This window comes from Citromicrobium bathyomarinum, from assembly GCF_038594485.1.
Taxonomy (GTDB): Bacteria; Pseudomonadota; Alphaproteobacteria; order Sphingomonadales; family Sphingomonadaceae; genus Alteriqipengyuania; species Alteriqipengyuania bathyomarina_A.
In genome coordinates, this window is record NZ_JBCFZG010000008.1 from 364,307 (window position 1) to 387,984 (window position 23,678).

Here is a 23,678-nt window from a genome sequence, read left to right on the forward strand (position 1 = left end):
CACAGAGATAGCACCGGGAGACAGACGATGGGCACGCAGCAACCGACCAATTCTGGGTTCGGCCGCACGACCGAACCGCAGGAGGTACTCAGCGGCATCGACCTGTCAGGCAAGGTCGCCCTCGTCACCGGCGGCTATTCGGGTATCGGGGTAGAGACCGTCCGCGGGCTCGCCGCCGTCGGGGCGAAGGTGATCGTGCCTGCGCGCAACCACGCGAAGGCGACGGGCAACCTGGCCGATGTGGCCGGTGACGTCACGATCATGGAAATGGATCTCGCCGACCTCGCCTCGGTCCGCAAATTTGCTGCGGACTTTGCTGCGCAGCAAGATCGCCTCGACCTGCTGATCAACAATGCCGGGATCATGGCGTGTCCGCTCGATCGCGTCGGCCCGGGTTGGGAATCGCAGTTCGGCGTGAACCACCTCGGCCACTTCGCGCTGGCGCAGGCACTGATGCCGCTGCTGGAGAAGACCGCGAGCGAGCCGGGCAGCGATGTGCGCGTGGTCGCGCTGTCGTCCACCGGGCACAAGCTGAGCGATATCCGGTGGGACGATCCGCACTGGGAAAGCGGCGAATATGACAAGTGGCAGGCCTACGGGCAGGCGAAGACCGCCAATGCGCTGTTTGCGTTGGGCATGAACAAGCGGCTTGCCGAACACGGCGCGCGCGCTTTCGCGGTGCACCCCGGCGGCATCGTCACCCCGCTGCAACGGCATTTACCGAACGAGGAGATGGTTGCACTCGGCTGGACCAAGCCCGACGGCACCCTGTCGGACGCAGCGGCAAAAGGCTTCAAGAGCCTGACGCAAGGCGCCTCGACCACGCTGTGGGCGGCAACCAGCCCTGACCTCGCCGACAAGGGCGGGCTCTATTGCGAGGATTGCGATGTCGCCGAGCTGGGCAGCCAGGAAAACCCGATCCGCCACCGCACTGTTCAGCCCTATGCCGTCGACGCCGACAGTGCCGAGCGGCTCTGGGCAATGAGCGAGGAAATGGTGGCGGGGGTTTGAAAGCCTGCGTTCGTGCGCGCATCATTGAAGCACTCATCAAGCGCGATGTGCTGACGGCGCACCCTGCCGAGACGGTGGCAATTCTGGTGGCGAGCAAGTAACCAGCTGTGATGCCTCAATATTGCTGTTCGCGCCCGATGTGTCTAATGTGACAACCTCGAGCCATCGAGTGTGGTGGCGATTGGGGGAGCGGATTGTGAAAGCAGGAATTCGTGCGGCGTTGGCCGTGATCGCGCTGGGGTATGCCGTGTCGGCGGGCGCGGCGTCGGCATCGGAGATCATGATTGCCTGCGTCGTTAATTATCAGGACGGTTCGCGAGATGTGACCCCGTTGTTCTATTTCGACGGCGACTACCTCGATCCGGGTCGCTCGCATGGCCTCGATTACGAAACGATTCGCAACTACGGCATCAATTATAAGCACCCGATGTCGATGACCTTCGGCTCAGACATGAGCGAAGATCTCCACCAGCTCTACGAGTACAGGGACATCAACTGCGTTGTTTCAGCCGATCGCGACCAGATGTTCGCCTGGTACGCAAACGGCAAGCAGTACGGCTATCGCTCGGACAGGCTGTATGATTGGCGTCCGACTTCCGCCAAATCCACCCGGTTCGAACTTTGGCCGAACTGAGCGGCTGCTGGCGATGAGCGAGGAGATGGTGGCAGAGGCTTAGTCATCCGCCCGAAACGGCGCGGCGATCTCGGGCGTAATCCGCTGCGGGCGCATCGTGTTCTTGTCGAGCATTGCCCAGCGGGTCACCGCTGCGACCAGCACCTTGCCCGTATCGTCGACGAACTGGACCTCGCGACCGAACTGCGCGCCTTTCGGCTCCCCGTGCACGCGCGTGCGGCCATGCGCGACCTCGCCCGCCTTGATGTTGCCGCGATAATCGATCTCGTGCCGGGTCACGACCCAGATGAACCGGTCGCGATGCTCGTCGGGCGAAACCGCGTGCCAGTGCGAGACCGCGATATCCTGGATCCAGCGGACCCACTCGGCATTGTTCACATGGCCGAGCTCGTCGATATGCTCGGGCGCTGCAGTGTAATCGCGCGTGAAGGCCCAGCCGGAATCGCTCACGCCCCCATCCTCACGCCGCTTCCAGCTGGCGATCAGGATCGACGCCGATGCTCTTCAGATCCTCGATCGCCTTGGCCGTGGTGGTGAACACGAAGCCTTCCATGCCCACCGCCTTCGCGCCGTCCACGTTCTTGGGCAGGTCGTCGAAGAACACGCATTCCTCCGGCACCAGGTCGTAGGTTTCGGTCAGCCAGGTGTACATGCGCGGATCGGGCTTCAATGTGGAGTGATCGGCGGAGACACACGCGCCGTCGAACAGCGGCCAGAAGTCGTAGCGCCCGCGCAGGTAGGCGACGATTTCGTGCACATTGTCGGTGATCGCGTAGATGCCATAGCCGCTCGCCTTGAGACGGCGCATCAGCCTGGGCGTCTCCTCGATCAGGACGAGGCTTTCGAACAGCGCGGAGACCAGCCGGTCGCAGGTCTTCCGATCGAAGCCGTGACGCTCGCCGAACATGCGCTGCGTTTCGGTGAGGCTCATCGCGCCGCGGTTCAATGCGCGGAAGATGTCGCCGCCAAACAGGTCCTTGCTGGTGATCCCGGCAGGCAGGTCGTGGCCGAAGGCGAGCTCGACGATTGTCTGCGGCTCCCACCGCACGATCACGTTGCCGACATCGAAGACGACGTTCCGAAGGGTCATTCGCCAGCCGCCCCATCCGACTCGACCACACCCAGCTGGGTGAGGATGAAGGCGAATTCTTCCGCCGTCTCGTAAAGCGAGGCGAAACGACCCGACTTGCCGCCGTGGCCCGCGCCCATGTTGGTCTTGAGCAGCAGCGCGTTGTTATCGGTCTTGGTCGCGCGCAGCTTAGCGACCCATTTGGCAGGCTCCCAATAGGTCACACGCGGATCGTTGAGGCCTGCGGTCACCAGCAGCGGCGGATAGTCCTGCGCCACCACCTGATCGTAGGGCGAATAGCTGAGCATGTAGGCGAAGGCCTGCTTGCTGGTGATGGGATCGCCCCATTCGGGCCACTCGCCCGGCGTCAGCGGCAGATCCTTGTCGAGCATGGTGTTGAGCACGTCGACGAAGGGCACATGCGCGGCGACCGCACCCCACAGGTCGGGATCGGTGTTGACCACCACGCCCATCAGCTCGCCCCCGGCGCTGCCGCCGCTGGCGCTGATCTGGCCCTTTTCGGTATAGCCTGCGTCGATCAGGCCCTTGGCGACATCGACGAAATCCTCGAACGTGTTGGTCCGCTCGTTCAGCTTGCCCTGCAGATACCAGCGGCGGCCCAGATCGTCGCCGCCGCGGATATGCGCGATGGCATAGGCCATGCCGCGATCCACCAGGCTCAGGCGGCTGGTCGAGAAGCCCGGCGGCACCGCGTAGCCGTAGGCACCATAGGCATACAGATGCAGCGGCCCGCCCATCGGTCGGTCCTTCAGCATCACCACGCTGACCGGCACCTGCGTGCCGTCGCGCGCGGTGATCATCAGCCGCTCGGACTTGTACTTCGTCGCGTCGTAGCCGCTCGGGATTTCCTGCTGCTTGAGCAGTTCGAGGGCGCCGGTCTTCACGTCGTAATCGTAGACCGAGCTGGGCGTGACCATGCTCTGGTACGACAGGCGCAGCTTGGAAACGTCGTATTCGGGATTGTTGGAGAGGCCTGCGACGAAGCTCGCTTCGGGGAAGGCGATCGGGGTCAGGTCGCTCGCATCGTCATATGCGCGCAGCTGGATCTGATCGAGCCCGGCGAGCCGCCCTTCGGTGACGTAGAAGTCCTTGAACAGCTCGAAATCGGTCAGGTAGAAATCGTCCGACCCTTCGATCAGCGTGGTCCACTCACTTGGGCTGGCAATCGGCGCGGTCGCGAGGCGGAAGTTGATGTGATCGTCGTTGGTGTGGACGAACAAAGTATCGCCGCGCACGTCGACGTCGTACTCGACGCCCTTCTGCCGCGGCTTGACCAGGATCTGCTCGCCGGTCGGATTGTCGGCGCGCACCAGCCGGATCTCGCTCGTCTCGTTGTCGCCGGTGGCGATCACGAGCCAGTCTTCCTGCGCGCTCAGCCCGGTGCCGACCCCGAAACTCTCGTCCGCTTCCTTGTACAGCGTCACATCGTCGGCAACCGGCGTACCGATCACATGGAGCTTCGCCTCCAGCGTGCGCCATTCCTCGGTCGAAGGGCCGTAGACCAGCGCACTGTCGTTCGCGACCCAGGTGAGGCCGCCGCGCAGGTTGGTCAGTTCGTCGGGCAGCAATTCGCCCGTTTCGAGATCCTTGATCCGCGCGGTATAGCGTTCGGAGCCGTTGTCGTCGGCGGAAAAAGCGAGGTAACGCCCGCCCTTGCTGATCGAGAATGCGCCGAGGCGGAAATAATCCTTGCCATCCGCCAGCTGGTTTTCGTCCAGCAGCAGTTCGGGCTCGCCGCCCGCGACAGGCTTGCGATAATGCAGGCGGTATTCCTTGCCCTGCTCGAATTCGGACCAGTAGAGCCAGTCGCCATCCTTCTGCGGCACGCTGGAATCGTCTTCCTTCAGCCGCCCCTTCATCTCTTCGTAGAGCGTGTCGACCAGCGCCTGATGCGGGGCCATCTGCGCTTCGAACCAGGCGTTTTCCGCCTTGACGTAGTCGAGCACATCCTCGTCATCGACGACCGGGTAGGATGGGTCCTTCAGCCAGTGATAGGGATCGGACAGGGTGATCCCGTGGTGGGTATAGGTGTGCTCACGCTGCTCGGCGACGGGCGGGGAGGTGGGTTTGGCGTCGGTCACGCTGGAAGATTCCTCGGAAGACGTTTGGGCCAGCGCCGCCGGGGCGAACGCGAGGCAGGTGGCAATCGAAAGGCTGCTGAGAAGGACACGGCGCATGATGGCAATTCCCCTGCACGAACGAAGGTTCGTGGCCGGTGCTAGGTGGCGCCACACGGGCTTGCAAGAGCTTGCTTGGCAGAGCGAGGGAAGCGCCGCATAAGCAAGCGTATCGGAGGTTCCAACGCATGTCTGCCGGTCGTTCATCGTGCCTCGGAATTTTCGGCGCGATCGCCATCGCACTGCCATCGCTTGCGCATGCATCGGAGCCTGCAGCACCGCGAGCGACCTATCGGGGAAAGCCCGTCGATGTCGCAATCACGGTCGGTGGCTATGGGCAGACGCCCGATCAGGCGGACCCGCCGATGCGCCTGCCGCAGCCGCTGGCAAAGCCTTTCCAGTGGTTCGGCGAAAATTCGCAGCTGGCACTGGCGCACATCGCCCGGCCCGATGCGCTGGGCTTTGCCAAACTGGTGCTCGACATCGATGCTGGCGGCGCAGTTTCCGGGTGCCGAGGCACCGATAATATGGAACTGCCGGTCGACGTTGCGGCGGTGTGCAGCGATCTTGCGTCGCAAAAATTCCTCCCCGCTCTCGATCCGAGCGGGAAGCGGATTGCCGGGGGCTACATCGTGACGTTTTCGCCGCGCCGCTTCGATGCAGCGGACAGGTCCCAAGCCCATCCGCTGTTCACCGCTGAACGCGACCCGACACCGGTGCCCACGATGGCGCCGCGGGTGGATTCGCTCTATTCCTTTCCGCCTTCCCCATCGTGGATGAGGTCGTTTTACAGTGCGCCCCAGTGGCAGCATGCCCCGCACGCCGGCTTGCCGAAGGATGCAGCGGGCGACGCGCTGCCGATGACCGCGATCGTGCTGTTCGACAAGGGCTCTGGCCTCGATTGCCGCATGATCGAACGATCGGGAGTGCGCGCTCAGGACGATGCCGCCTGCGGCTACGCAAGGTCGGTTCTCAAGCCGGTGTGGGCGGATGCTTCGGCCAGCAATCATCGCGGCATCCCGCTCTATATCGGCGGAGAGGGGGATGCGACCGTCGCCTACGCACCCGACCCCGATCATCGCCGCACCACCACGATCGGCGACACGATCGAGCAGCGCTTCGTTACCGCGCTCACCAATGCCGGGGTTTTTCCCGAGGGCCGCGAGGCGAGCCCCCTGCGGATCGGCCTGAGCCCGGATGGACAGGGCAAGGTCGCCCGCTGCCGTATCTGGGTTTCGACCGGCACCGACGCAGGCGATATCGCCGCCTGCCGGGCCGCGCGCGAGACGGTGGTGATGGAGCCGATGGAGGATATTTTCGGGCGCGTGCCCGACTATGCCGCGCTCGTCTGGGTCGCAGCCTCGACCGAGCGATAGCGCCTGGGTGGCGAGGAAGCGGTCGAGGGTCTATATCGGGCCCACGATTTTACGCTGACAGAAAGAGCCCCCCATGCTGATGCAGACCCACGAAGCCCGCCTTTCCGCCTTGCGCGAAGAACTCAAGCGACGCGGGCTCGACGGTTTCGTCGTCCCCATCGCCGATGCCCATATGAGCGAATATGTCGGCGAGGATGCGCAGCGCCTCGCATGGCTGACCGGCTTCGGCGGCTCTGCCGGCAGCGCGGTGGTGCTGCAAGAAAAGGCGGCGATCTTCGTCGACGGTCGCTACACCGTGCAGGTGCGCGATCAGGTTGAGGAACGCCTGTTCGAATACCGCGGCGTGCCGAAGGACAATCCGGCCAACTGGCTGGCGGACAATGCCGGCGAAGGCGCGACGATCGGCTACGACGCGTGGCTCGCGACCCCCGGCTGGGTCCGCTCGACCAGCGCCGCGCTGGAAAAGGTGGGCGCGAAGCTCGTCGCGGTCGACGGCAATCCGATCGACGCGGTGTGGCAGGACCAGCCCGCGCAGAGCGATGCCCCCGCGCGCATTCACGAGGACACGCACGCAGGCCGCAACGCGCAGGAAAAGCGCGCCGCGATCGCCGACTGGTTGACGAAGGAAAAGCTCGACGGCGTGGTGCTCAGCGCGCTCGATTCGGTCGGCTGGGCGTTCAATATTCGCGGCGGCGACATTGCCCACACGCCCGTTGCCATGGCCTTTGCGCTGGTCGGCCAGGATGGCACCGCGCAGCTGTTTATCGACGAAAACAAGGTCTCGCCCGAGATGAAGCAGCATCTGGGCAACGCGGTCACTATCCGTCCGCGCAGTGAATTCGAAAGCGCGCTGGGCGGCTTCGACGGCAAGCGGATCGCGCTCGACCCCGAATATGGCGTCGCCGCGATTGCGCAAGCGCTGGAGGACGGCGGCGCAAAGGTTGTCGAAACGCGCGACCCCACGATCCTGCCGCGCGCGATCAAGAACGATGCCGAAGTGGCCGGCCACCGCGATTCGCAGGCGCGCGACGGGGCAGCAGTCTCCCGCTTCCTTGCGTGGATCGAGGCAGAGGCTCCCTCGGGCACGATCGACGAGCTGACGGCGGCAGCCAAGCTGCTCGAATTCCGTTCGGTCGATGGCGGGCTGAAGGATACCTCTTTCGACACCATTTCCGCCGCCGCAGGCCACGCCGCGCTACCGCATTACAAGGTCGATGAAGACAGCAACATCACCATCCCGCCGGGCAGCATCTTCCTGTGCGATTCGGGCGGCCAGTATATCGGAGACGGCGGCGCAGGGACGACCGACATCACGCGCACCGTGTGGGTCGGCAGTGCCGATGGCAGCGCCGAGCCCACGGCGGAGATGAAGGACCGCTTCACCCGCGTTCTGAAGGGCCACATCTCCATCGCCCGCGCGATCTTCCCCGAAGGGACCACCGGCGGCCAGCTCGATACGCTGGCGCGGATGCATCTGTGGGAGGCAGGCTGCGACTACGCGCACGGCACCGGCCACGGCGTCGGCAGCGCGCTGGGCGTGCACGAAGGTCCACAGCGGATCGGCAAGACGACCGGATCGCAGGGCGGCACGATGGAGCCGCTGCTTGCCGGGATGATCTGCTCGAACGAGCCGGGATATTACAAGGCGGGCGAGTACGGCATCCGGATCGAGAACCTGATCCTGATCGAGGAACGGCAGATCGACGGCGCCGATGAAGGCACGTGGCTCGGGTTCGAAAACCTGACCTGGGTGCCGATCGACCGCACGCTGATCGACCTAGACCTGCTGACGCCCGAGGAACGCGACTGGGTCGACCATTATCACGCGTGCTGCCGCGAAATCCTCAGGCAGCGGGTTGCCGATTTGGGTGACGATCGCGCGGCGGACTGGCTGGAACGGCATACGCAGCCGCTCTGAAACCGGCTTGCGAATCGCACTTCGTTCTCGTAATGTTCTGTCCGTGAGGGTCGCACCTCGGGAGACAGGACGATGATCGGTTACGTCACGCTGGGCACCAATGACCTGCAGGGCAACGCGCCCTTCTACGACGCCATCGCCAAGGAGATGGGCGTCGGCCGGATGATGGACTTCGACATGTACATCGCTTGGGGTGAGCCCGGCGGTGCGGCAGGCGTGGCGCTGACCAAGCCCTATGACGGCAACACGGCGACCGTCGGCAATGGCACGATGGTGGCGCTGGAGGCGAAGGACAAGCAGCAGGTCCACCGCCTGCACGAGATCGCACTCGCCAATGGCGGCACCGACGAGGGCGCACCCGGACCGCGCGGCGAGGCGGACGAGAACGGCCTCGTTTTCTACGCCGCCTATTTCCGCGACCGCGACGGCAACAAGCTCAACGCGTTCTGCATGGTCGGCACCGATGGCTGAGCCGAAGCGGCTGGCCGAAGAACCGGTCCATCTCGGGCTGGGGGCGATCGCGCAGGCGCAGCCCCCCTTCACCGGGATGGAGTGGTACGCCGATTATGAACAGCGCACCGCCGCCGATGGCGCCGAGGGCAGGCTGGTCTCGATGCATTCCTTCGCCGAAAGCTGGGACAGCTGGGAAATGCATCCCAAGGGCCATGAGGTGGTGGTCTGCACTGCGGGCACGATCACGCTGACGCAGGACTACCCCGACGGGCGGGTGGAGCAGGTCACGCTGAACCCCGGCGAATATGCGATCAACGATCCGGGTGTGTGGCACACCGCCGATGTCCAGAGCGAAGCGACGGCGCTGTTCATCACTTGCGGTGCGGGGACCGAACACCGCCCGCGCTAGGGTTCAGCTTGCGGCACAACTTGCGGGTGGATGAACCGCCCCACGATCCTGCGACAAAGCGTTACAATTTCGGCCGATCGTGGCAAACCTGCGCGACAATGCGGCGCTAGAACAGGTCCCATGAGCTGCGAGGCGGGTTTCGATCTCCCCCCCACCCCTCCCCGCCCCGCAGCTCTGCCTTTCCCCCGACCGCAGACCGAACAGGATTTCGCCATGAAAAAGACAGTTCTAGCAATCACCGGCATCGGCCTTCTCGCCGGTACCGCCGCGCTGGCCCAGCCGGGCGAACGAAATTCCACCCCGATGACCCGCACCGAAGCGGCCCAGAAGAGCGTCGAGCGTTTCAAGAAGATGGATCTGAACGGGGACGGCGTGCTCGACCTCGCCGACCAGGAACTTCGCCGCAAGCAGATGATCGCCAAACTCGACACCGACGGTGACGGCGCAATCAGCAAGGCCGAGCGTGACGCTGCGCGCGAGGCCCGCAAGCAACGCCGCGCCGAGCGCTTGGCAGAGCGCGGCATCGACGGCGAACGCCGCGAAGGCAAGCGCAAGATGCGCGGAATGCGTGGCGGCAAACGCGGCCAGATGGGCGGCGGCATGATGGCGCGCGCCGATGCCGATGGCGATGGTCGCCTGACGCTGCAGGAGGTGCAGGCACACGCTCTCGCACGCTTCGACCGCATCGACACCGACAAGAACGGCACCATCACGGCTGAAGAACGCAAGGCCGCACACGACGCCCGTCGCGAAAAGATGCGCGAACGCCGGGAGCAGCGCCGCGCAGCCCCCGCGGGCGAGTAATCCGTCAATGGTGGCCGCGTCCGATCCCGACACGTCCATCACCGTGCTGCTCGTCGACGACGAGCGCACGCTTCGCGAGCCCCTGGTCGACTATCTGGTCGGCCAGGGCTTCGTGGTGCTGGAGGCGGAGAGCGCCGCCGCCGCGCGCAGCATCCTGCGCGACAAGACCGCCGATATCGCGCTGGTCGACATCATGATGCCCGGCGAGGACGGCCTATCGCTCACCCGCCACCTGATCGAAGCGCAGAACCTGCCCACGATCCTGCTGACCGCGATGGGCGAGGCGACCGACCGGATCGTCGGGCTCGAAATCGGCGCCGACGATTACGTGACCAAGCCGTTCGAACCGCGCGAGCTGGTCGCCCGCATCCGCTCGGTCCTGCGCCGCGCGGGGCGCAACCACGCCGACCAGGACGATGACGATGCCGCCTACCGCTTCGAAGGCTGGCAGCTCGATCCGCTCAAGCAGCGACTGACCGATCCGGAAGGGTCGGTGATCCCGATCTCGACCGCCGAGTTCCGCATGCTACGCGCCTTCCTCGACCATCCGCGCGCCGTGCTCGATCGCGATCGCCTGCTCGACATGGTGCAGGGGCGCGAGGCGCACCTGTTCGATCGCGCGGTCGACAATCAGGTCAGCCGCCTGCGCCGCAAGATCGAGGAAGACAGCAAGCAGCCCCATTTCATCCAGACCGTGCGCGGCGGCGGCTATCGCTTCGCCGCCGACGTCACCCGCGTGCGCAGCACCTGACGTCAGGATTCGACCCGGCAATGGCGCGCTCTCTTCGCAATCCTTTCCCCCGCAGCCTGCTGGGCCAGAGCCTGCTTGCCATCGCAATCACGCTGCTGATCGGGCAGGCGGTGTCGGCCTTCCTGCTCTACCGCGCGGTGGAGGACCGGCGCGATGTCGCAGCCGTCAACGCCGCCGCGTTTCACCTGATCAGAACTGCCAATCGCGGCGAGGCCGCGCCGCGCGACCTCCGGCGCAATTTTCGCCGGATCGAGCGTGATCGCGGAGGTGGCATGGCACAGCAGGGGCGCGAGACGCGGCTGCGACTTCCACCGCCTATCGCAGGGCAAATATCCGATCGCTCGCCGCTGCACCCGGGCGACACCCGGGATCGCGCAGCAGAGGCTAGCCTGCGCGAAGTGCTCGCGCGGCAAGGCGTAGCCGGGGAAGATCTGGTGGTGACCACCCGCCCGATAACCGAAGATGGTGTGCTGGATCGTCTGGCCGAGCGCAGGCCCCGGCTTCACGCACTCATCAAGGACCGCGACGTACAGGTCATGGTGGCGGGCATGCGGCAGCAGGGCGATCCGCGCTGGATCGTCGCGCGCACCATTCCCCCTCGCGTGGAAGCTGGCGCGCTATGGCTGATTGCTGCGCAGACCGTGCTGCTGTTCCTCGTATTGCTCGGCACCACCTACCTCGTGCTGCGCCGGATCACGCGCCCGCTCGCGCAGCTGACCGAACAGGTCGAAAGCTTTGCCCGCACGCACGAGGCAGGCGAACCGCTGGTGCCCAGCGGGCCCGAGGATGTCAGCCGGCTGATCGTGGCGCACAACCTGCTCGAAAGCCGCATCGCCAGTCTGCTCGACGAGAAGGACGTGATGCTCGGCGCGATCGGGCACGATCTCAAGACGCCGCTCGCCGCGCTGCGCGTGCGGATCGAATCGGTCCCCGACGAAGGCCAGCGCGCGCGCATGGCCGAAGTGATCGAGGATCTGCGCCGCTCGCTCGACGACATCCTCTCGCTTGCCCGGATCGGCCGCGCGAAGGACGCGCCCGAGGCGGCGCAGCTCGCAGCGCTGGTCGAAAGCGTGGTCGACGAGTTCGAGGATATGGGCAGGCCGGTTGCCATCGCGAACGTCGAGAAGATCGTCGCCCCGGTTCGCGTCACATGGTTGCGGCGCGCTTTGCGCAACCTGATCGAGAACGCGCTGCGCTATGGCAGCACGGCCAGCGTTTCGCTGACGCGCGACGGCCAGTGGGCGGTGCTTGCAGTGGAGGACGAAGGCCCGGGCATCCCGCCGGAGGAGGTCGTCGCCATGCTCGAACCCTTCCGCCGGGGCGAGGCAAGCCGCAATCGCGGCACCGGCGGAGCGGGCCTCGGCCTTGCCATCACGCGCGCCATTGTGCGCGACCATAATGGACAGCTGCTGCTCGCCAATCGGCCCGAAGGCGGCTTGCGTGCAGAGATTCGCCTGCCCGTCACACGCTAGTTTGACACTCGTTTGACGGCGCCGGCCCGCACCCCCGCCCGGCCAACCCACACAGGATACTACCGATCGGTTGGCCGGGCGGGGGTGCGGGCCGGAACCGCGACCTTTAGCGCATCAACCCGCCCACAAGGTTACGCACGAAACTGCCGACCACCGGCCCTGCCAGATCGGTTGCGATAGAGCCTGCCGCCGATGTGACGCCGGAGGCCATCGGGTTGGCGCGCGATTTCTTGCCCAGCACGGTGCGCGCAGCCATCCCGGCGGCAGAGCCGGCAGCGACCTTGGTGCCGCGCGAGATCGCCTTGCCCCAGATGCTGGTGCTCTTGCGTTCCCGCTTGCGGACCTCGGCCTCGCCCTTCTCCTCGACCTCGGCGGCGGTTGCGGCGGCATCGACCATCTTCTGCGCGATCACTTCCGCCGCGCTTTCGCGATCCACCGGCGTATCGTACTTGCCCGCCAGCGGGCTCGCGCCGAGGATCACCGCACGCTCGCCTGCCGACAGCGGGCCGAGGCGGCTTTGCGGCGGTTTGATCAGCGTGCGTTGCACCACCGAGGGCGCGCCATCTTCGCCCAGCGTGGAAACCAGCGCCTCGCCCGTCTTCAGCTCGGTGATCGCCTGCGCCACGTCGAGATCGGGGTTGATCCGGAAGGTTTCCGCCGCCGCCTTGATCGCCCTCTGATCCTTGGGAGTGAAGGCGCGCAATGCATGCTGCACCCGGTTGCCGATCTGCCCTGCCACGTTGTCGGGCACGTCGATCGGGTTTTGCGTCACGAAGAACACGCCCACGCCCTTCGATCGGATCAGGCGCACCACCGTCTCGATCGTGTCCTGAAACGCCTTGGGCGTGTCGTCGAACAGCAGGTGTGCCTCGTCGAAGAAGAAGACCAGCTTCGGCTTTTCCGGGTCGCCCACCTCGGGCAGCGTCTCGAACAGTTCGGCGAGCAGCCAGAACAGGTAGGTCGCGTAGAGCTTTGGGCTGCGCATCAGCTTGTCCGCGGCGAGGATGCTGATGAACCCGCGCCCCGCGGCATCGACCTTGAACAGATCGTCCACCTCCAGCGCAGGCTCGCCGAAGAACTTGTCTGCCCCCTCGCTTTCGAAGGTCAGCAGCGCGCGCTGGATCGCGCCGATGGAGGCCTTGGTGACGCGGCCATACTGCCCCGAAACCTCGTCGGTATGCTCCGCCGCCCACGCGAGCAGGCTGCGCAGATCCTCGAAATCGAGCAGCAGCAACCCGTTGTCGTCGGCATGGCGGAAGACGACCTGCAATACGCCTTCCTGCGTATCGTTGAGGTCGAGCAGGCGCGCGAGCAGCAGCGGCCCCATTTCGGAAACCGTCGTACGCACCGGATGGCCCTGTTCGCCGAACAGGTCCCAGAAGATCACCGGGAAATCGGCATAGGCATAATCGTCCATGCCCAGCTCCGCAGCGCGGCCTTCCAGCTTGTCGGCATGCTTGAACTTGGACGATCCCGGCACCGCCAGCCCCGCAAGATCGCCCTTCACATCGGCGACGAAGACCGGCACGCCGGCGGCGGAAAAGCTTTCGGCGAGGCCCTGCAAGGTTACCGTCTTGCCGGTACCCGTCGCACCCGCGATCAGCCCGTGGCGGTTGGCGCGGTCGAGCCGCAGCTCCTGCGCCTCGCCAGCATGGTTGCGACCCAGAAAAATCGTACTCACCGCGCGCGTCTCCCCGTCGTGCCGACAGGCTTTGCGTTTTCGCGGCGGACCTTTGGCCCGTCAAGGTGGTTCCAATTCGCGAACGCTTCGATAGAGCGGACAGCGAATGGCAACGGCGGAACCCTTCATCCTGCTCGACGACGCGCGCCCCACTACGGATGGCGGCGCGGGGGCTGGCGCGCGCCTGTTCGGAGCGCCGGTGGCGGTGTTTCGGGCACTACGCCCGGAAGAGGTGGAGGATACGCTCGCCGCGGCAGAGGCCGCGCAGGCCGAACGCGGGGGCACGCTGGCGGGATATCTCGCCTACGAGGCGGGGCTGGCGCTCGAACCCAAGCTGCGATCGCTGGCCGACATGCGCACCGGTGCGGCAGGGCCGCTGGCGTGGCTCGGCCTGTTCGAGAGCGAGCGGACGATTCCCGCCGACGAAGTCGAAGCCTGGCTGGCCGAGCGTGCGCCCGGCGCCGCCAGCCTCGGCCCGCTCGACCCGGCAATCTCGCTCGGCACCTGGCAGGCGCGCTTTGCCGAGTTGCAGCAGGCAATCGCCGCGGGCGATATCTACCAGGCCAACCTGACCATGCCGCTCACCGGCGCGTTTCGCGGCGATCCGCTGGCGCTCTACGCAGCGCTGCGCAAGGCCGCGAATGCAGGCCATGGCGGCGTGATCTGGGACGGCAGCCACGCGCTCGTCAGCCTCTCTCCCGAACTGTTCTTCAAGGTGGAGGACGGCAAGCTCACCGCCCGCCCGATGAAGGGCACCCGCCCGCGCCATGCTGATGCGGCGCAGGACACGGCGGCAGCCGAGGAGCTGGCACGCTCCGAGAAAGACCGCGCCGAAAACCTGATGATCGTCGACCTGATGCGCAACGACCTGTCGCGCGTCGCGCAGCCAGGCTCGGTCACGGTGGACGAACCGTTCAAGGTCGAAAGCTTTCCGACGGTGCATCAGATGGTCAGCACGGTGCGCGCCGATCTGAATCCGGGCACCGGGTTGGCCGATATCGTGAAGGCGCTGTTCCCCTGCGGGTCGATCACCGGCGCGCCCAAGATCCGCGCGATGGAGATTATCGACGCGTTGGAACGCGATGCGCGCGGGCCATATTGCGGCGCGATCGGTGCCTATGAGGCGGATGGCACGGCAAGCTTCAACGTCGCGATCCGCACGCTGCGGCTGACCCCGATCGAGAACGGGCACGGCATCGCGGTGCTCGGCGTGGGCGCGGGGATCGTGGCGGACAGCGATGCTCTGGGCGAATGGCGCGAGGCGCTGCTCAAGGCCGGGTTCGCGAGATCGAGCAGCGCAGACTGCACCGCGCCCGCGTTCGACCTGATCGAGACGATGCGGTTCGACCCCGAAGAGGGCATCCCGTTGCTCGAAGGCCACCTCGCGCGGATTTCCGCAAGCGCGCACGAGTTGGGCTTTGCCTTCGACCGGCACGCGGCGCGCAACCAGATTCAGGCGCTGTGCTTCGATCTCGACGCCCCTGCAAAGGTGCGGCTGACCTGCGCACGTTCCGGCACCACCGCCATCGAGGTCGCCCCGCTGCCCGAGACACCCACCGAGCCGCTCGACTGCATTGCCCTGCCACTGCCCGTCGATGCGGGCGACTGGCGCTTGCGGCACAAGACCACCGACCGGGGCTTCTACGCCGACGCGCTCGCCGCCGCGCACGAGCTGGACGCGCACGAGGCGCTGCTGGTGCAGGGCGACGGGCTGGTGACCGAAGGCAGCTGGACCAGCGTTTTCGTCGAGCGCGAGGGCACGCTTGTCACCCCCCCGCTCGCGCTTGGCCTGCTGCCCGGCGTGTTTCGCGATTCGCTGATCGCCGAAGGGCGCGCTGTCGAGGGCGAGGTGACGCTGGACGACCTTTCTGACGGCTTTTTCATCGGCAACGCTCTGCGCGGCCTCATGCGCGCGAGACTGATATGACGATCGAGATACTCTACGAAGACGGCGAAGCGCTGGTGATCGACAAGCCTGCCGGGCTGCCGATCGACCGCCCGCGCAAGGGCGGCGACTGCCTCGAGGATCATCTCGATTCGCTCAAGCTGGGCTTCCAGCGGCGCCCGCTCCCGGTCCACCGGCTCGACACCGACACCAGCGGTTGCCTGCTGCTCGCGCGCAATCCCAAGGCGCACAAGCGTTTCGCCGCCGCGTTCGAGGCCAAGACGGTGACCAAGGTCTATCACGGCATTCTGGCAGGCATTCCCGAGGAACGCGAAGGGCGAATCGAGCTTGCGCTCGCCAAGATCAGCAGCGCCGAGAAGGGCTGGCGGATGATCCCGGCGAAGAAGGGCAAGCCATCGGCGACCGACTGGCGCGTGGTGGCGGAGCATGAGGGCCGCGCGCTGGTCGAGTTTCGCCCCGAAACCGGGCGCACGCACCAGATTCGCGTCCATGCCGCCAGCGGGATCGGCATCGCGCTGATCGGCGACCCGGTCTACGGATCGCGCGACGGCGCACCGCGAACGATGCTGCACGCCAGTTCGATCGTCGTCGCGCGCGAAGGCAAGTCCGACATTGCCGCAACCAGCCCGCTGCCAGCCGATTTCGCCGCGCTGGGCTTCCCCGATCCGGGTTCGGGCGATGATGCCTGACGACGTTCTCGCCCGTGCGCATGCGCTGGCCGAAGAGCGTTTCGTCGCAGGCTCCGGGCCAGGCGGGCAGAACGCCAACAAGGTCGCCACCGAAGTCCAGCTGCGGGTCAATGCCTACAAGCTGCGCCTGTCGCCCTTCGCTTTCCGGCGGCTGGGCGAGGTCGCGGGAAGCCGTCTGACCGATTCGGGCGATATCCTGATCGTCGCGCGCGAACACCGCACGCAGGAAGCGAATCGGGCACTGGCGCGCGAGAAACTGGAGGATCTCTTGCGCGAGGCCCATCGCCGGCCAAAGGCGCGCGCGAAGACCCGGCTCAACCGCGTGGGCAAGACGCAGCGGCTCAAGACCAAGAAGGCGCGCGGGCAGGTAAAGGCCAATCGCGGAAAGCCCAGCCGCCAGGACTGTTAGGGCGACCGGTATCGCCACTGGCAGCTTGACTTTTCCCCAGCCCGCAGCCAATAGCGCCTGCGATCGGGCGGTGCCGCGTGCGCCGCCTGTTGTTTTTTCACCCGATGCACATCGTGAAGCCCTGTCGGGCAACCCACCGATGGCCGGGCCTTTGAACTGGCAGGATTGAGTTATGGCGAAGCCCGCAACCGTCAAGATCAAGCTCGTGTCGACTGCGGACACCGGCTTCTACTACGTGACGAAGAAGAATCCTCGGAACATCACCGAGAAGATGACCTTCCGCAAATACGACCCGGTCGTGCGCAAGCACGTCGAGTTCAAGGAAGCCAAGATCAAGTAAGGTCGGGTTTCAACCTTGCGGTACGGAACCAGTGCCGCTCACGCGCGGTTCACTCCGAAACCTTTACGGAAGACCGCATGACGACCAAGACTGATCTGCTTCGCCGCCCGCTTGCCGGGCTCGCCAGCCTCGCCCTGATCACCGGCGCACCGATCGCCGCGACGATCGCCCTGCCCTCGCCTGCGCTTGCCGCATCGGCGGGCACGCTCGACGATGCTGTCGCCGCGCTGCGCGGCATCAACACGATGCGCGCCAGCTTTACTCAGACCGACCGCAACGGCCAGACCGTCAACGGCACGATGACGCTCAAGCGTCCGGGCAAGATTCGCTTCGAATACGCCAAGGGCGTGCCGCTGCTGATCGTGTCCAACGGCAAGTCGCTGACCATGATCGATTACGAGGTCAATCAGGTGCAGCGCTGGCCGATCGGCAATTCGCCGCTGGGCGCGCTGCTCGATCCCAAGCGCGACGTAAAGAAGTACGGCAAGCTGCGCAGCACGGGCAATCCGAACGTGCTGTCGGTCGAGGTGAAAGACCCGCAGAAGCCCGAATACGGCACGATCACCATGATCTTCGTGCGCAAGTCCGGCGCGCCGGGCGGGTGGGAGCTGACCAACTGGGTCGCGCTCGATGCGCAGAACAATCGCACCACGGTGCGGCTGTCGAATCAGAAATACGGCGTGTCGGTGAGCGAGTCGTCGTTCACCTACAAGGACCCGCGCCGCGCATCCCGTCGGCCCAGGTAAACCGTTCGTCGAGGGATGCCCCTCAAAAGCGGTCGGCTGCCCCCTCGCGTTCATTGGCAAGCAAGGCAGGCGGGCCTAGTTTAAATCTCACAAGGCCTGATGAACCGGCGGGTTTCCCCCCTGTTGCCCCTTCGGTTCCCCTTCATACCGCAGGCCTTGTAGCAAGCGTGACGAACGCTCGTAAGGAACCCTCGCGCCAATGCCCCCGGCGCGGGGGTTTTCTTGTGATATTGGCCAATATCGCGCCGGGCGAGGGTCGTGCGCCTTACTCTTCTTCCCAGCCGTAGGCGGCGCGCATGATGTCGTAGACGAGGTTCTGCTCGATCACGCCGTGGACGCGGAACGCGCCCGGGCCGGTGCCGAACAGCGCGACATCCTCGCCGCCATGCGTTTCGGAGCCGAGCGGGATGAGCGACTGCTGCGTGGCGTTCGGCCCCGTTTCGGGCATGCCGCGCTCGCCTTGTACTGCGCCGGGGCCGTTGCCGTAGCCGAGCGTGGTGTAAGGCTGGCCGTCGCGTGCCAGCATCGGCCCCTCGGTGCCGCCGGGATGCTCTTCGTCGCCGCCTGCAGGCGGGTAGACCAGGCCGAGGATCGGATTGCCGCGCTTGGGATAGCCCGCCATGGTGAACACGTGGCTGTGATCGGCGGTGACGAGGATCAACGTCTCGTCCGGATCGGTATTCTCCAGCGCGTACTGGACCGCGCGGGCCAGTTCGACCGTCTCTTCCAGAGCATATCCGGCGCGCCCTTCGTGGTGCGCATGGTCGATCCGCCCGCCTTCGATCATCAGGTAGAAGCCATCGGGGTCGCTCGACAGCCGGCGAATCGCCTCGGCAGTCATCTCGGTCAGCGTCGGCTCTTTGGTCTCGTCCGTGCGGTCGAGCTGGTAGGTCATGTGGCTGGGCGAAAAGAGGCCCAGCACCGGCTCGTCCAGATCGGCGCGGCGCATGCTCGCGGTGTCGGTCACCACGGTGCCGCCGGTACGCGCGGCCCAGCGGGCGGGCAAATCCGCGTTCGGGTCGCTGCGCTTGCCGCCCTTCGCGCTGCCGTAGAAATTGCGCGAGCCGCCGCCGAAAGCGAGGTCGAACGGGAAGTCGACCAGCTGCGCCGCGATGTCGGTGCAGCCGAGGCCCTGCTGGCTTGCGGGAATGTCCGAATCGGCCTCCCAGTCGCGGTCGGGGCTGTGGCTGTAGACTGCGGCAGGCGTTGCGTGGGTCAGCCGCGTGGTGGTGACGATGCCGACTGCCTTGCCTTTTGCGTGCGCTTCGTCGGCGATCAGCGGCAGGTTCTGGCCCTGCGCCGCCGCGCAGTCGCCGCGCGCGGGCTCGGGCGCGACATTGAGCACGCCCATGCGGGTCTTGCTGCCGCTGTTGAGCGCGGTCGCGGTGCCAGCGCTATCGGGCACCTGCGCATCGGTGTTGTAGGTCTTGACCAGCGCGGTGTCGGGGAATTTCTCGAAACTGAGCGAATATTCCTCGCCATCGAGGCCCTGTTGCTGCCCGGCGAGAATGCGCGCGGCGGTAATGGTGGAGATGCCCATTCCGTCGCCGACGAAAAGGATGACGTTCTTCGCCTTGCCTTGCGATGCGACCGGAGCGGTGCCCGCAGCAGGATCCACGCCGTAATAATTGGTCGTGTTGCCGCACGCCGCCAGCGGCAGCGCCATCAGCATCGCCAGGACAGCGGCCCGGCGCGAGTTCTTGGAAGGGCGGATCATGGCAGGCTCCGTGGTCGTAATGTCGCGCATATTGCCGATGCCCCATTGCGCATCAATGCGACAATTGCACGACGGCAATGGCCGGTACGCGCGATCTATCGCAACATACCTCAACCCGGCTTGCCCGGACCTGCCCCCCACCCTAAGTCCCCCGGCATGGTTTCTGTCACCACCTGGAACATCAACTCGGTCCGCCTGCGCATGCCGCTGGTCGAGCAATTCCTCACCGCCCACGCGCCCGACGTCCTGTGCCTGCAGGAGATCAAGTGCATCGAGGAGCAATTCCCGGCCAAGGCGTTCCGCGAGCTGGGTTACGAGCATATCGCGATCCACGGGCAGAAGGGCTACCACGGGGTTGCCACGGTCAGCCGCCTGCCGTTCCGGGAAATCTCGCGTTACGACTGGCAGGATAATGGCGAGGCGCGCCATGTCGGCGTGCAGCTGACCGATCCCGCGCACCAGGGCATGGTGATCGAGAATGTCTACGTCCCCGCAGGCGGCGACGTGCCCGACCGCGAGGTCAACGCGAAGTTCGGCCAGAAGCTCGATTTCCTCGAACGCATGGCGCGCTGGGCCGACAAGGTCGACCAGCCGACGCTGATCGTGGGCGATTTCAACATCGCCCCGCTCGAAAGCGATGTGTGGAGCCACAAGCAGCTGCTCAAGGTGGTCAGCCACACGCCGATCGAGGTCGAGGCGCTGCAACGCTTTATGGACGCGCACGGCTGGACCGATATCGGGCGCGAACATGTGCCCGCGCCGCAGCGGTATTATAGCTGGTGGAGCTACCGCAATCCCAACTGGCAGACCAACGACAAGGGCCGCCGGCTCGACCACATGTGGGCCAGCCCCGATCTGGCGAAGCAGGCCACCCGGCACACCATCCTGGAAGAAGCGCGCAATTGGGAACGCCCTTCGGATCACGTTCCGCTGACCACGGAGTTCTCCCTCTGAGCGCGAAAGCCCCCGGCCCAGCGTCCGGCAACGCATCGGGCAACGCGCGGGCGCTGGCGCAGGCGATCGACGCGCTGCGGCACGGCTGGCCGATCCGCGTCGACGATGGCCCCGTGCTGCTCCCCGCAGAGACCGCCGCCGATCCCGAAGCCTGCGCCGAGCGGATGCTGATCTCGGCAGCGCGCGCGCAAACGCTCAAGCTCGCCAACCAGCGCGAAGCGGCGGTGCCGCACGCGCCTGTCCTGATCGAGGGGGGCGAACCCTTCACGCTCGATCTGGCCCGCGCGGTTTCCGATCCCGCGCTCGATCTCGCCAACCCCATGAAGGGCCCGTTTCGCGCGCTCGGCCTGCCCGACGCCGAATGGCCGCGCACCGCGCTGGAAATTGCCCGGCGCGCCGGGGTACTGCCCGCCTTCCTGCTCGACCCTTCGCCCGACCGGGAGGAGCCGGTTGCCGTCGACACCGCAGACCTGGCTGCCTTTTCCGCGCCCGACACGCTGCGCATCGCTGCGCGCACGCGCCTGCCGACCGCCGCCGCCGAGCATGCGGAGATCGCGATCTTCCGTTCCCCGGCGGACCTGCGCGAACATGCCGCGCTGATCATCGGGCGGCAGAGCGCCGACAAGGTCCCGGTGGTACGGCTTCATTCCGAATGCCTGACCGGCGATGTTTTCGGCAGCCTCAAATGCGATTGCGGGCCGCAGCTCGACAATGCGCTCGCCGCGTGTGCCCGCGAGGCGGAGAACGGCGGCTACGGCGTGATCCTCTATCTGCGGCAGGAAGGTCGCGGGATCGGCCTCGTCAACAAGCTGCGCGCCTACCAGTTGCAGGAGCAGGGGCACGACACGGTCGAGGCGAACCAGCGGCTCGGCCTGCCCGACGAGGCGAGGGACTTTCCCATTGCGGGACGCATGCTTCGTTTACTGGGGATTCTGCGTATCCGCCTGCTGACGAATAACCCGGCCAAGCTTACCGCACTGGAACAGCAAGACATCGAAATAATCGAGCGAGTTCCCTTGGATACCGGCACCAACCCCCACAACGCCCGCTATCTCGCCACGAAACGCGACCGATCGGGCCATCTTCTTCGATGAGCTGGCTGACCGTTCGCGACGAGCAGCCAGCCGACATCCCCGCGATCTATGCATTGACCCGAGCCGCCTTTGCCAAGGACGGCCGCACCGACGGAAACGAACAGGAAATCGTCAACGCCTTGCGCGACGACGGCGACCTGACGCTGTCGCTCGTGGCGACCAATATGGACGAGGCGATCATCGGCCATATCGCCTTTTCGCCCGTCACCATCTCGGATGGAACGCAGGGCTGGTACGCGGTGGGCCCGATCTCCGTCATGCCGACCCGGCAGCGGACCGGCATCGGCTCGCGAATCGCGACCGAGGGGATGGAGCGGATGAAGGCGATGGGTGCGAAGGGCCTCGTCCTGCTGGGCGATCCCGGTGCCTACGAGCGCTTCGGATTTGCCAAAGATGCGGACCTGACCCTGCCGGGATTTCCGGCCGACCGCTTTCAGGTTCGGATGCTCGGCGAGGGCCCGCGCCCCCGGGGCACGGTCCGTTACGCAAAGGCTTTCGGTTACGAAGCTGCGGGCTAGCGCCGCTCGAACGGCGTCAGACCGGTGCCGAGCCGGTTGTCGCTGATCCGCAGGCTCGCGCCCGTCCAGTCCGCCACGAAGGCCGACTGGCGCGAGACGGTGGGCACGAAGCGGGCATCGTTGCCTGCGATCGTCAGGCCGTCCGAACTGTGGGTCTGCTCTTCCGCGCCGACCGCGATGAAGGCGGAATAGTTTTCCTTGTCCTCACCCTGCACGAACCAGTTGTTGGTGATCTGACCGCGCGCACCCTGCGGCAGGTCGATCATGTAGTTGGTCGCGCTGCCGTTCGAATCGTCGAAGCTGCACGCGGCCACCTCGACCATCGCGGCGCGGGATTTGAGGTAATGGCCGCCAGTTCCTTGCTCGAACCGGCTGCGGGTGACGCGAAGGTGCCCGATATCGCCGGTGTAGATCGAATGCGAACAGCCGCCCGAATTCTCGCACGTGCCGAGGCGGGTGAAGGTCGAACGGTCGACCACCAGCCGCATCTTCGGATCGTTTGCAGTCAGGATGCCCTGCTCGCTGTTGCGGAACCACGAATTGGCAACCGTCAGCGTCCCCGATTCCATGCGGATACCCGCACCATTGCCGTCGGGCACGCTGATGTTGCTGAAGATGATGCCGGATACGCTGGCCTCGGTGCCGCGCAGTACGAAGGCGCCCTTGCCCTCGCAGGCGGTGCCGCTGAATTCGACCTTGCCCGGCTCGGTCGCCAGAAAGGCGATACGTCCGCGAGTCTGGACGACGCACTGGCGATAGGTGCCCGGGGCGATGGCAATGCTGCCCTCGCCCGATCCGATGGCGTCGACCGCCTCCTGCAGCGATGCGTAACCGCGATTCGTCTCGACCACGGTGAACGGCGCGGCGGCAGGTTGAGCCATGAGCGCGGCCAGCGGTATCAGCGCGACGGCGGCAATTGCGATTCCCGCGACCATGGCGACCGGCGGACGGCCAAGGGTGATCCGTTTGGGCATAGGTGCGCTGGCGCTTTTGCGGTCTTGGGTCATGCGCGGCAGAATTAGTGGATAATGGTAAACAAGCCGCTAATCATTCCCGACCGGGGCCTGCCCTGTGCAAGCCTGCATTTTGGGCCGATGCGCTCTTTACCGAAGGCACGCCTTGCGCCTAGCGTAGCGACTTGCGCGCGCGACGGCTGGGGCCGCGCAGCGCACGAAATTTACATCTGGAGGCACATCGACATGAAATTCACTATCCGTTTGGGGCTGATCGGCATGGGCGCGCTTGCGCTGGCTTCGTGCGGCGATTCGAAAGACGCCAGCGACGAGGTCGTGGCCGAAGACGTCGAAATCGTCGCGGACGACGCGATGAGCGACGTCGATGCCGAGCCTGTCGAAGACGACAGCCTTGCCACCCCCGCACCGATGCCCGCGCCCGCTCCGACCGAAACCTCGACCTTCGAGGAACGTCAGGCTGCCGAGCGCGAGAAGATGGCGAACGATGCCGAGGCGGCCGAGAAGGCGGCAGCGGATATCAAGGCCGAACTGGACAAGATGAACGAAAACTAGGGCTGACTACGATTCCAGGGCCGGGCAGCGCCACGCGTCTGCCCGGCCCTGATCGTACCACCA

At 65.9% G+C, this 23,678-nt stretch carries 24 protein-coding genes; 18 read left to right on the plus strand and 6 right to left on the minus strand.

The window, feature by feature from the left end; genetic code table 11:
- Positions 1-27: 27 nt before the first annotated feature.
- On the plus strand, positions 28-1,011 hold the full coding sequence (locus tag AAG591_RS14625) for an oxidoreductase (RefSeq protein WP_342532176.1): 984 nt from the start codon (positions 28-30) through the stop codon (positions 1,009-1,011).
- Positions 1,012-1,207: 196 nt separating this feature from the next.
- The gene (locus AAG591_RS14630) at positions 1,208-1,645 is read left to right on the plus strand and encodes a hypothetical protein (RefSeq protein ID WP_342532177.1); all 438 of its coding nucleotides are present in this window, start codon (positions 1,208-1,210) and stop codon (positions 1,643-1,645) included.
- A 39-nt stretch (positions 1,646-1,684) separates the two neighbouring features.
- Here the strand turns inward: AAG591_RS14630 and AAG591_RS14635 are convergent, their stop codons facing one another.
- Genes AAG591_RS14635 through AAG591_RS14645 form a run of 3 tightly spaced genes read right to left on the minus strand, consistent with a single transcriptional unit; the run spans position 1,685 to position 4,912 of the window.
- The gene (locus AAG591_RS14635) at positions 1,685-2,095 is read right to left on the minus strand and encodes an acyl-CoA thioesterase (protein WP_342532178.1); all 411 of its coding nucleotides are present in this window, start codon (positions 2,093-2,095) and stop codon (positions 1,685-1,687) included.
- A 10-nt stretch (positions 2,096-2,105) separates the two neighbouring features.
- Positions 2,106-2,735: an HAD family hydrolase gene (locus AAG591_RS14640; RefSeq protein WP_342532179.1), complete on the minus strand. Its 630-nt coding sequence runs from the start codon at positions 2,733-2,735 to the stop codon at positions 2,106-2,108.
- Complete coding sequence (locus AAG591_RS14645; RefSeq protein ID WP_342532180.1) at positions 2,732-4,912, minus strand: S9 family peptidase; 2,181 nt, start codon at positions 4,910-4,912, stop codon at positions 2,732-2,734. Before AAG591_RS14645 ends, AAG591_RS14640 begins: the two co-directional genes overlap by 4 nt.
- A 128-nt stretch (positions 4,913-5,040) precedes the next feature.
- Between AAG591_RS14645 and AAG591_RS14650 the strand changes: the two genes are divergently transcribed.
- The 7 genes from AAG591_RS14650 (at position 5,041) to AAG591_RS14680 (ending at position 12,035) form a co-directional block, all read left to right on the plus strand.
- A complete protein-coding gene (locus AAG591_RS14650) occupies positions 5,041-6,228 on the plus strand; it encodes a hypothetical protein (RefSeq protein ID WP_342532181.1) in 1,188 nt (395 codons plus the stop codon).
- 73 nt (positions 6,229-6,301) lie between these two features.
- Positions 6,302-8,146, plus strand: a complete 1,845-nt coding sequence (locus AAG591_RS14655; protein ID WP_342532182.1) for an aminopeptidase P family protein — start codon at positions 6,302-6,304, stop codon at positions 8,144-8,146.
- A gap of 72 nt (positions 8,147-8,218) precedes the next feature.
- Positions 8,219-8,617, plus strand: a complete 399-nt coding sequence (locus AAG591_RS14660; protein ID WP_342532183.1) for a VOC family protein — start codon at positions 8,219-8,221, stop codon at positions 8,615-8,617.
- Positions 8,610-9,008 (plus strand): cupin domain-containing protein, encoded by a 399-nt coding sequence (locus tag AAG591_RS14665; protein WP_342532184.1) that lies wholly within the window; start codon positions 8,610-8,612, stop codon positions 9,006-9,008. The genes AAG591_RS14660 and AAG591_RS14665 overlap by 8 nt, the downstream gene beginning before the upstream one ends.
- A gap of 213 nt (positions 9,009-9,221) precedes the next feature.
- Positions 9,222-9,812: an EF-hand domain-containing protein gene (locus tag AAG591_RS14670; RefSeq protein WP_342532185.1), complete on the plus strand. Its 591-nt coding sequence runs from the start codon at positions 9,222-9,224 to the stop codon at positions 9,810-9,812.
- Positions 9,813-9,819: 7 nt separating this feature from the next.
- Positions 9,820-10,563 (plus strand): response regulator, encoded by a 744-nt coding sequence (locus AAG591_RS14675; RefSeq protein ID WP_342532186.1) that lies wholly within the window; start codon positions 9,820-9,822, stop codon positions 10,561-10,563.
- A 20-nt stretch (positions 10,564-10,583) separates the two neighbouring features.
- The gene (locus AAG591_RS14680) at positions 10,584-12,035 is read left to right on the plus strand and encodes a sensor histidine kinase (RefSeq protein WP_342532187.1); all 1,452 of its coding nucleotides are present in this window, start codon (positions 10,584-10,586) and stop codon (positions 12,033-12,035) included.
- A 106-nt stretch (positions 12,036-12,141) separates the two neighbouring features.
- On the opposite strand, the gene AAG591_RS14685 is transcribed toward AAG591_RS14680, so the two are convergent.
- A complete protein-coding gene (locus AAG591_RS14685; protein WP_342532188.1) occupies positions 12,142-13,716 on the minus strand; it encodes a helicase HerA-like domain-containing protein in 1,575 nt (524 codons plus the stop codon).
- A gap of 106 nt (positions 13,717-13,822) precedes the next feature.
- On the opposite strand from AAG591_RS14685, the gene pabB reads away from it, so the two are divergent.
- The 5 genes from pabB (at position 13,823) to AAG591_RS14710 (ending at position 17,806) form a co-directional block, all read left to right on the plus strand.
- Positions 13,823-15,643, plus strand: coding sequence for an aminodeoxychorismate synthase component I (pabB, locus tag AAG591_RS14690; protein ID WP_342532189.1), 1,821 nt, complete (start codon positions 13,823-13,825; stop codon positions 15,641-15,643).
- Positions 15,640-16,311: an RluA family pseudouridine synthase gene (locus AAG591_RS14695; RefSeq protein WP_342532190.1), complete on the plus strand. Its 672-nt coding sequence runs from the start codon at positions 15,640-15,642 to the stop codon at positions 16,309-16,311. Before pabB ends, AAG591_RS14695 begins: the two co-directional genes overlap by 4 nt.
- Positions 16,301-16,720 (plus strand): alternative ribosome rescue aminoacyl-tRNA hydrolase ArfB, encoded by a 420-nt coding sequence (arfB, locus tag AAG591_RS14700; protein ID WP_425341667.1) that lies wholly within the window; start codon positions 16,301-16,303, stop codon positions 16,718-16,720. The genes AAG591_RS14695 and arfB overlap by 11 nt, the downstream gene beginning before the upstream one ends.
- 172 nt (positions 16,721-16,892) lie before the next feature.
- Entirely contained in the window at positions 16,893-17,060 is a 168-nt protein-coding gene (gene rpmG, locus AAG591_RS14705; protein ID WP_010233410.1) for a 50S ribosomal protein L33, read from the plus strand.
- A gap of 77 nt (positions 17,061-17,137) precedes the next feature.
- Complete coding sequence (locus tag AAG591_RS14710; protein ID WP_342532191.1) at positions 17,138-17,806, plus strand: LolA family protein; 669 nt, start codon at positions 17,138-17,140, stop codon at positions 17,804-17,806.
- Positions 17,807-18,071: 265 nt separating this feature from the next.
- Here the strand turns inward: AAG591_RS14710 and AAG591_RS14715 are convergent, their stop codons facing one another.
- Positions 18,072-19,523 carry an alkaline phosphatase gene (locus AAG591_RS14715; protein WP_342532192.1) on the minus strand — a complete coding sequence of 484 codons (1,452 nt, stop codon included), beginning with the start codon at positions 19,521-19,523 and terminating at the stop codon, positions 18,072-18,074.
- 156 nt (positions 19,524-19,679) lie between these two features.
- Here AAG591_RS14715 and xth point away from each other — a divergent pair, with 156 nt between their 5' ends.
- From xth to AAG591_RS14730, 3 genes are read left to right on the plus strand one after another with little or no spacing between them, the layout of a single operon-like run.
- Positions 19,680-20,477, plus strand: a complete 798-nt coding sequence (gene xth / locus AAG591_RS14720) for an exodeoxyribonuclease III (RefSeq protein ID WP_342532193.1) — start codon at positions 19,680-19,682, stop codon at positions 20,475-20,477.
- A 53-nt stretch (positions 20,478-20,530) separates the two neighbouring features.
- Positions 20,531-21,571, plus strand: coding sequence for a GTP cyclohydrolase II (gene ribA / locus AAG591_RS14725; RefSeq protein ID WP_342532298.1), 1,041 nt, complete (start codon positions 20,531-20,533; stop codon positions 21,569-21,571).
- Entirely contained in the window at positions 21,568-22,089 is a 522-nt protein-coding gene (locus AAG591_RS14730; protein ID WP_342532194.1) for a GNAT family N-acetyltransferase, read from the plus strand. The genes ribA and AAG591_RS14730 overlap by 4 nt, the downstream gene beginning before the upstream one ends.
- Here the strand turns inward: AAG591_RS14730 and AAG591_RS14735 are convergent.
- Positions 22,086-23,063: a pectinesterase gene (locus AAG591_RS14735; RefSeq protein ID WP_342532195.1), complete on the minus strand. Its 978-nt coding sequence runs from the start codon at positions 23,061-23,063 to the stop codon at positions 22,086-22,088. The genes AAG591_RS14730 and AAG591_RS14735 overlap by 4 nt on opposite strands.
- Positions 23,064-23,288: 225 nt before the next feature.
- On the opposite strand from AAG591_RS14735, the gene AAG591_RS14740 reads away from it, so the two are divergent.
- The gene (locus AAG591_RS14740; protein ID WP_342532197.1) at positions 23,289-23,615 is read left to right on the plus strand and encodes a hypothetical protein; all 327 of its coding nucleotides are present in this window, start codon (positions 23,289-23,291) and stop codon (positions 23,613-23,615) included.
- Positions 23,616-23,678 lie beyond the last annotated feature (63 nt).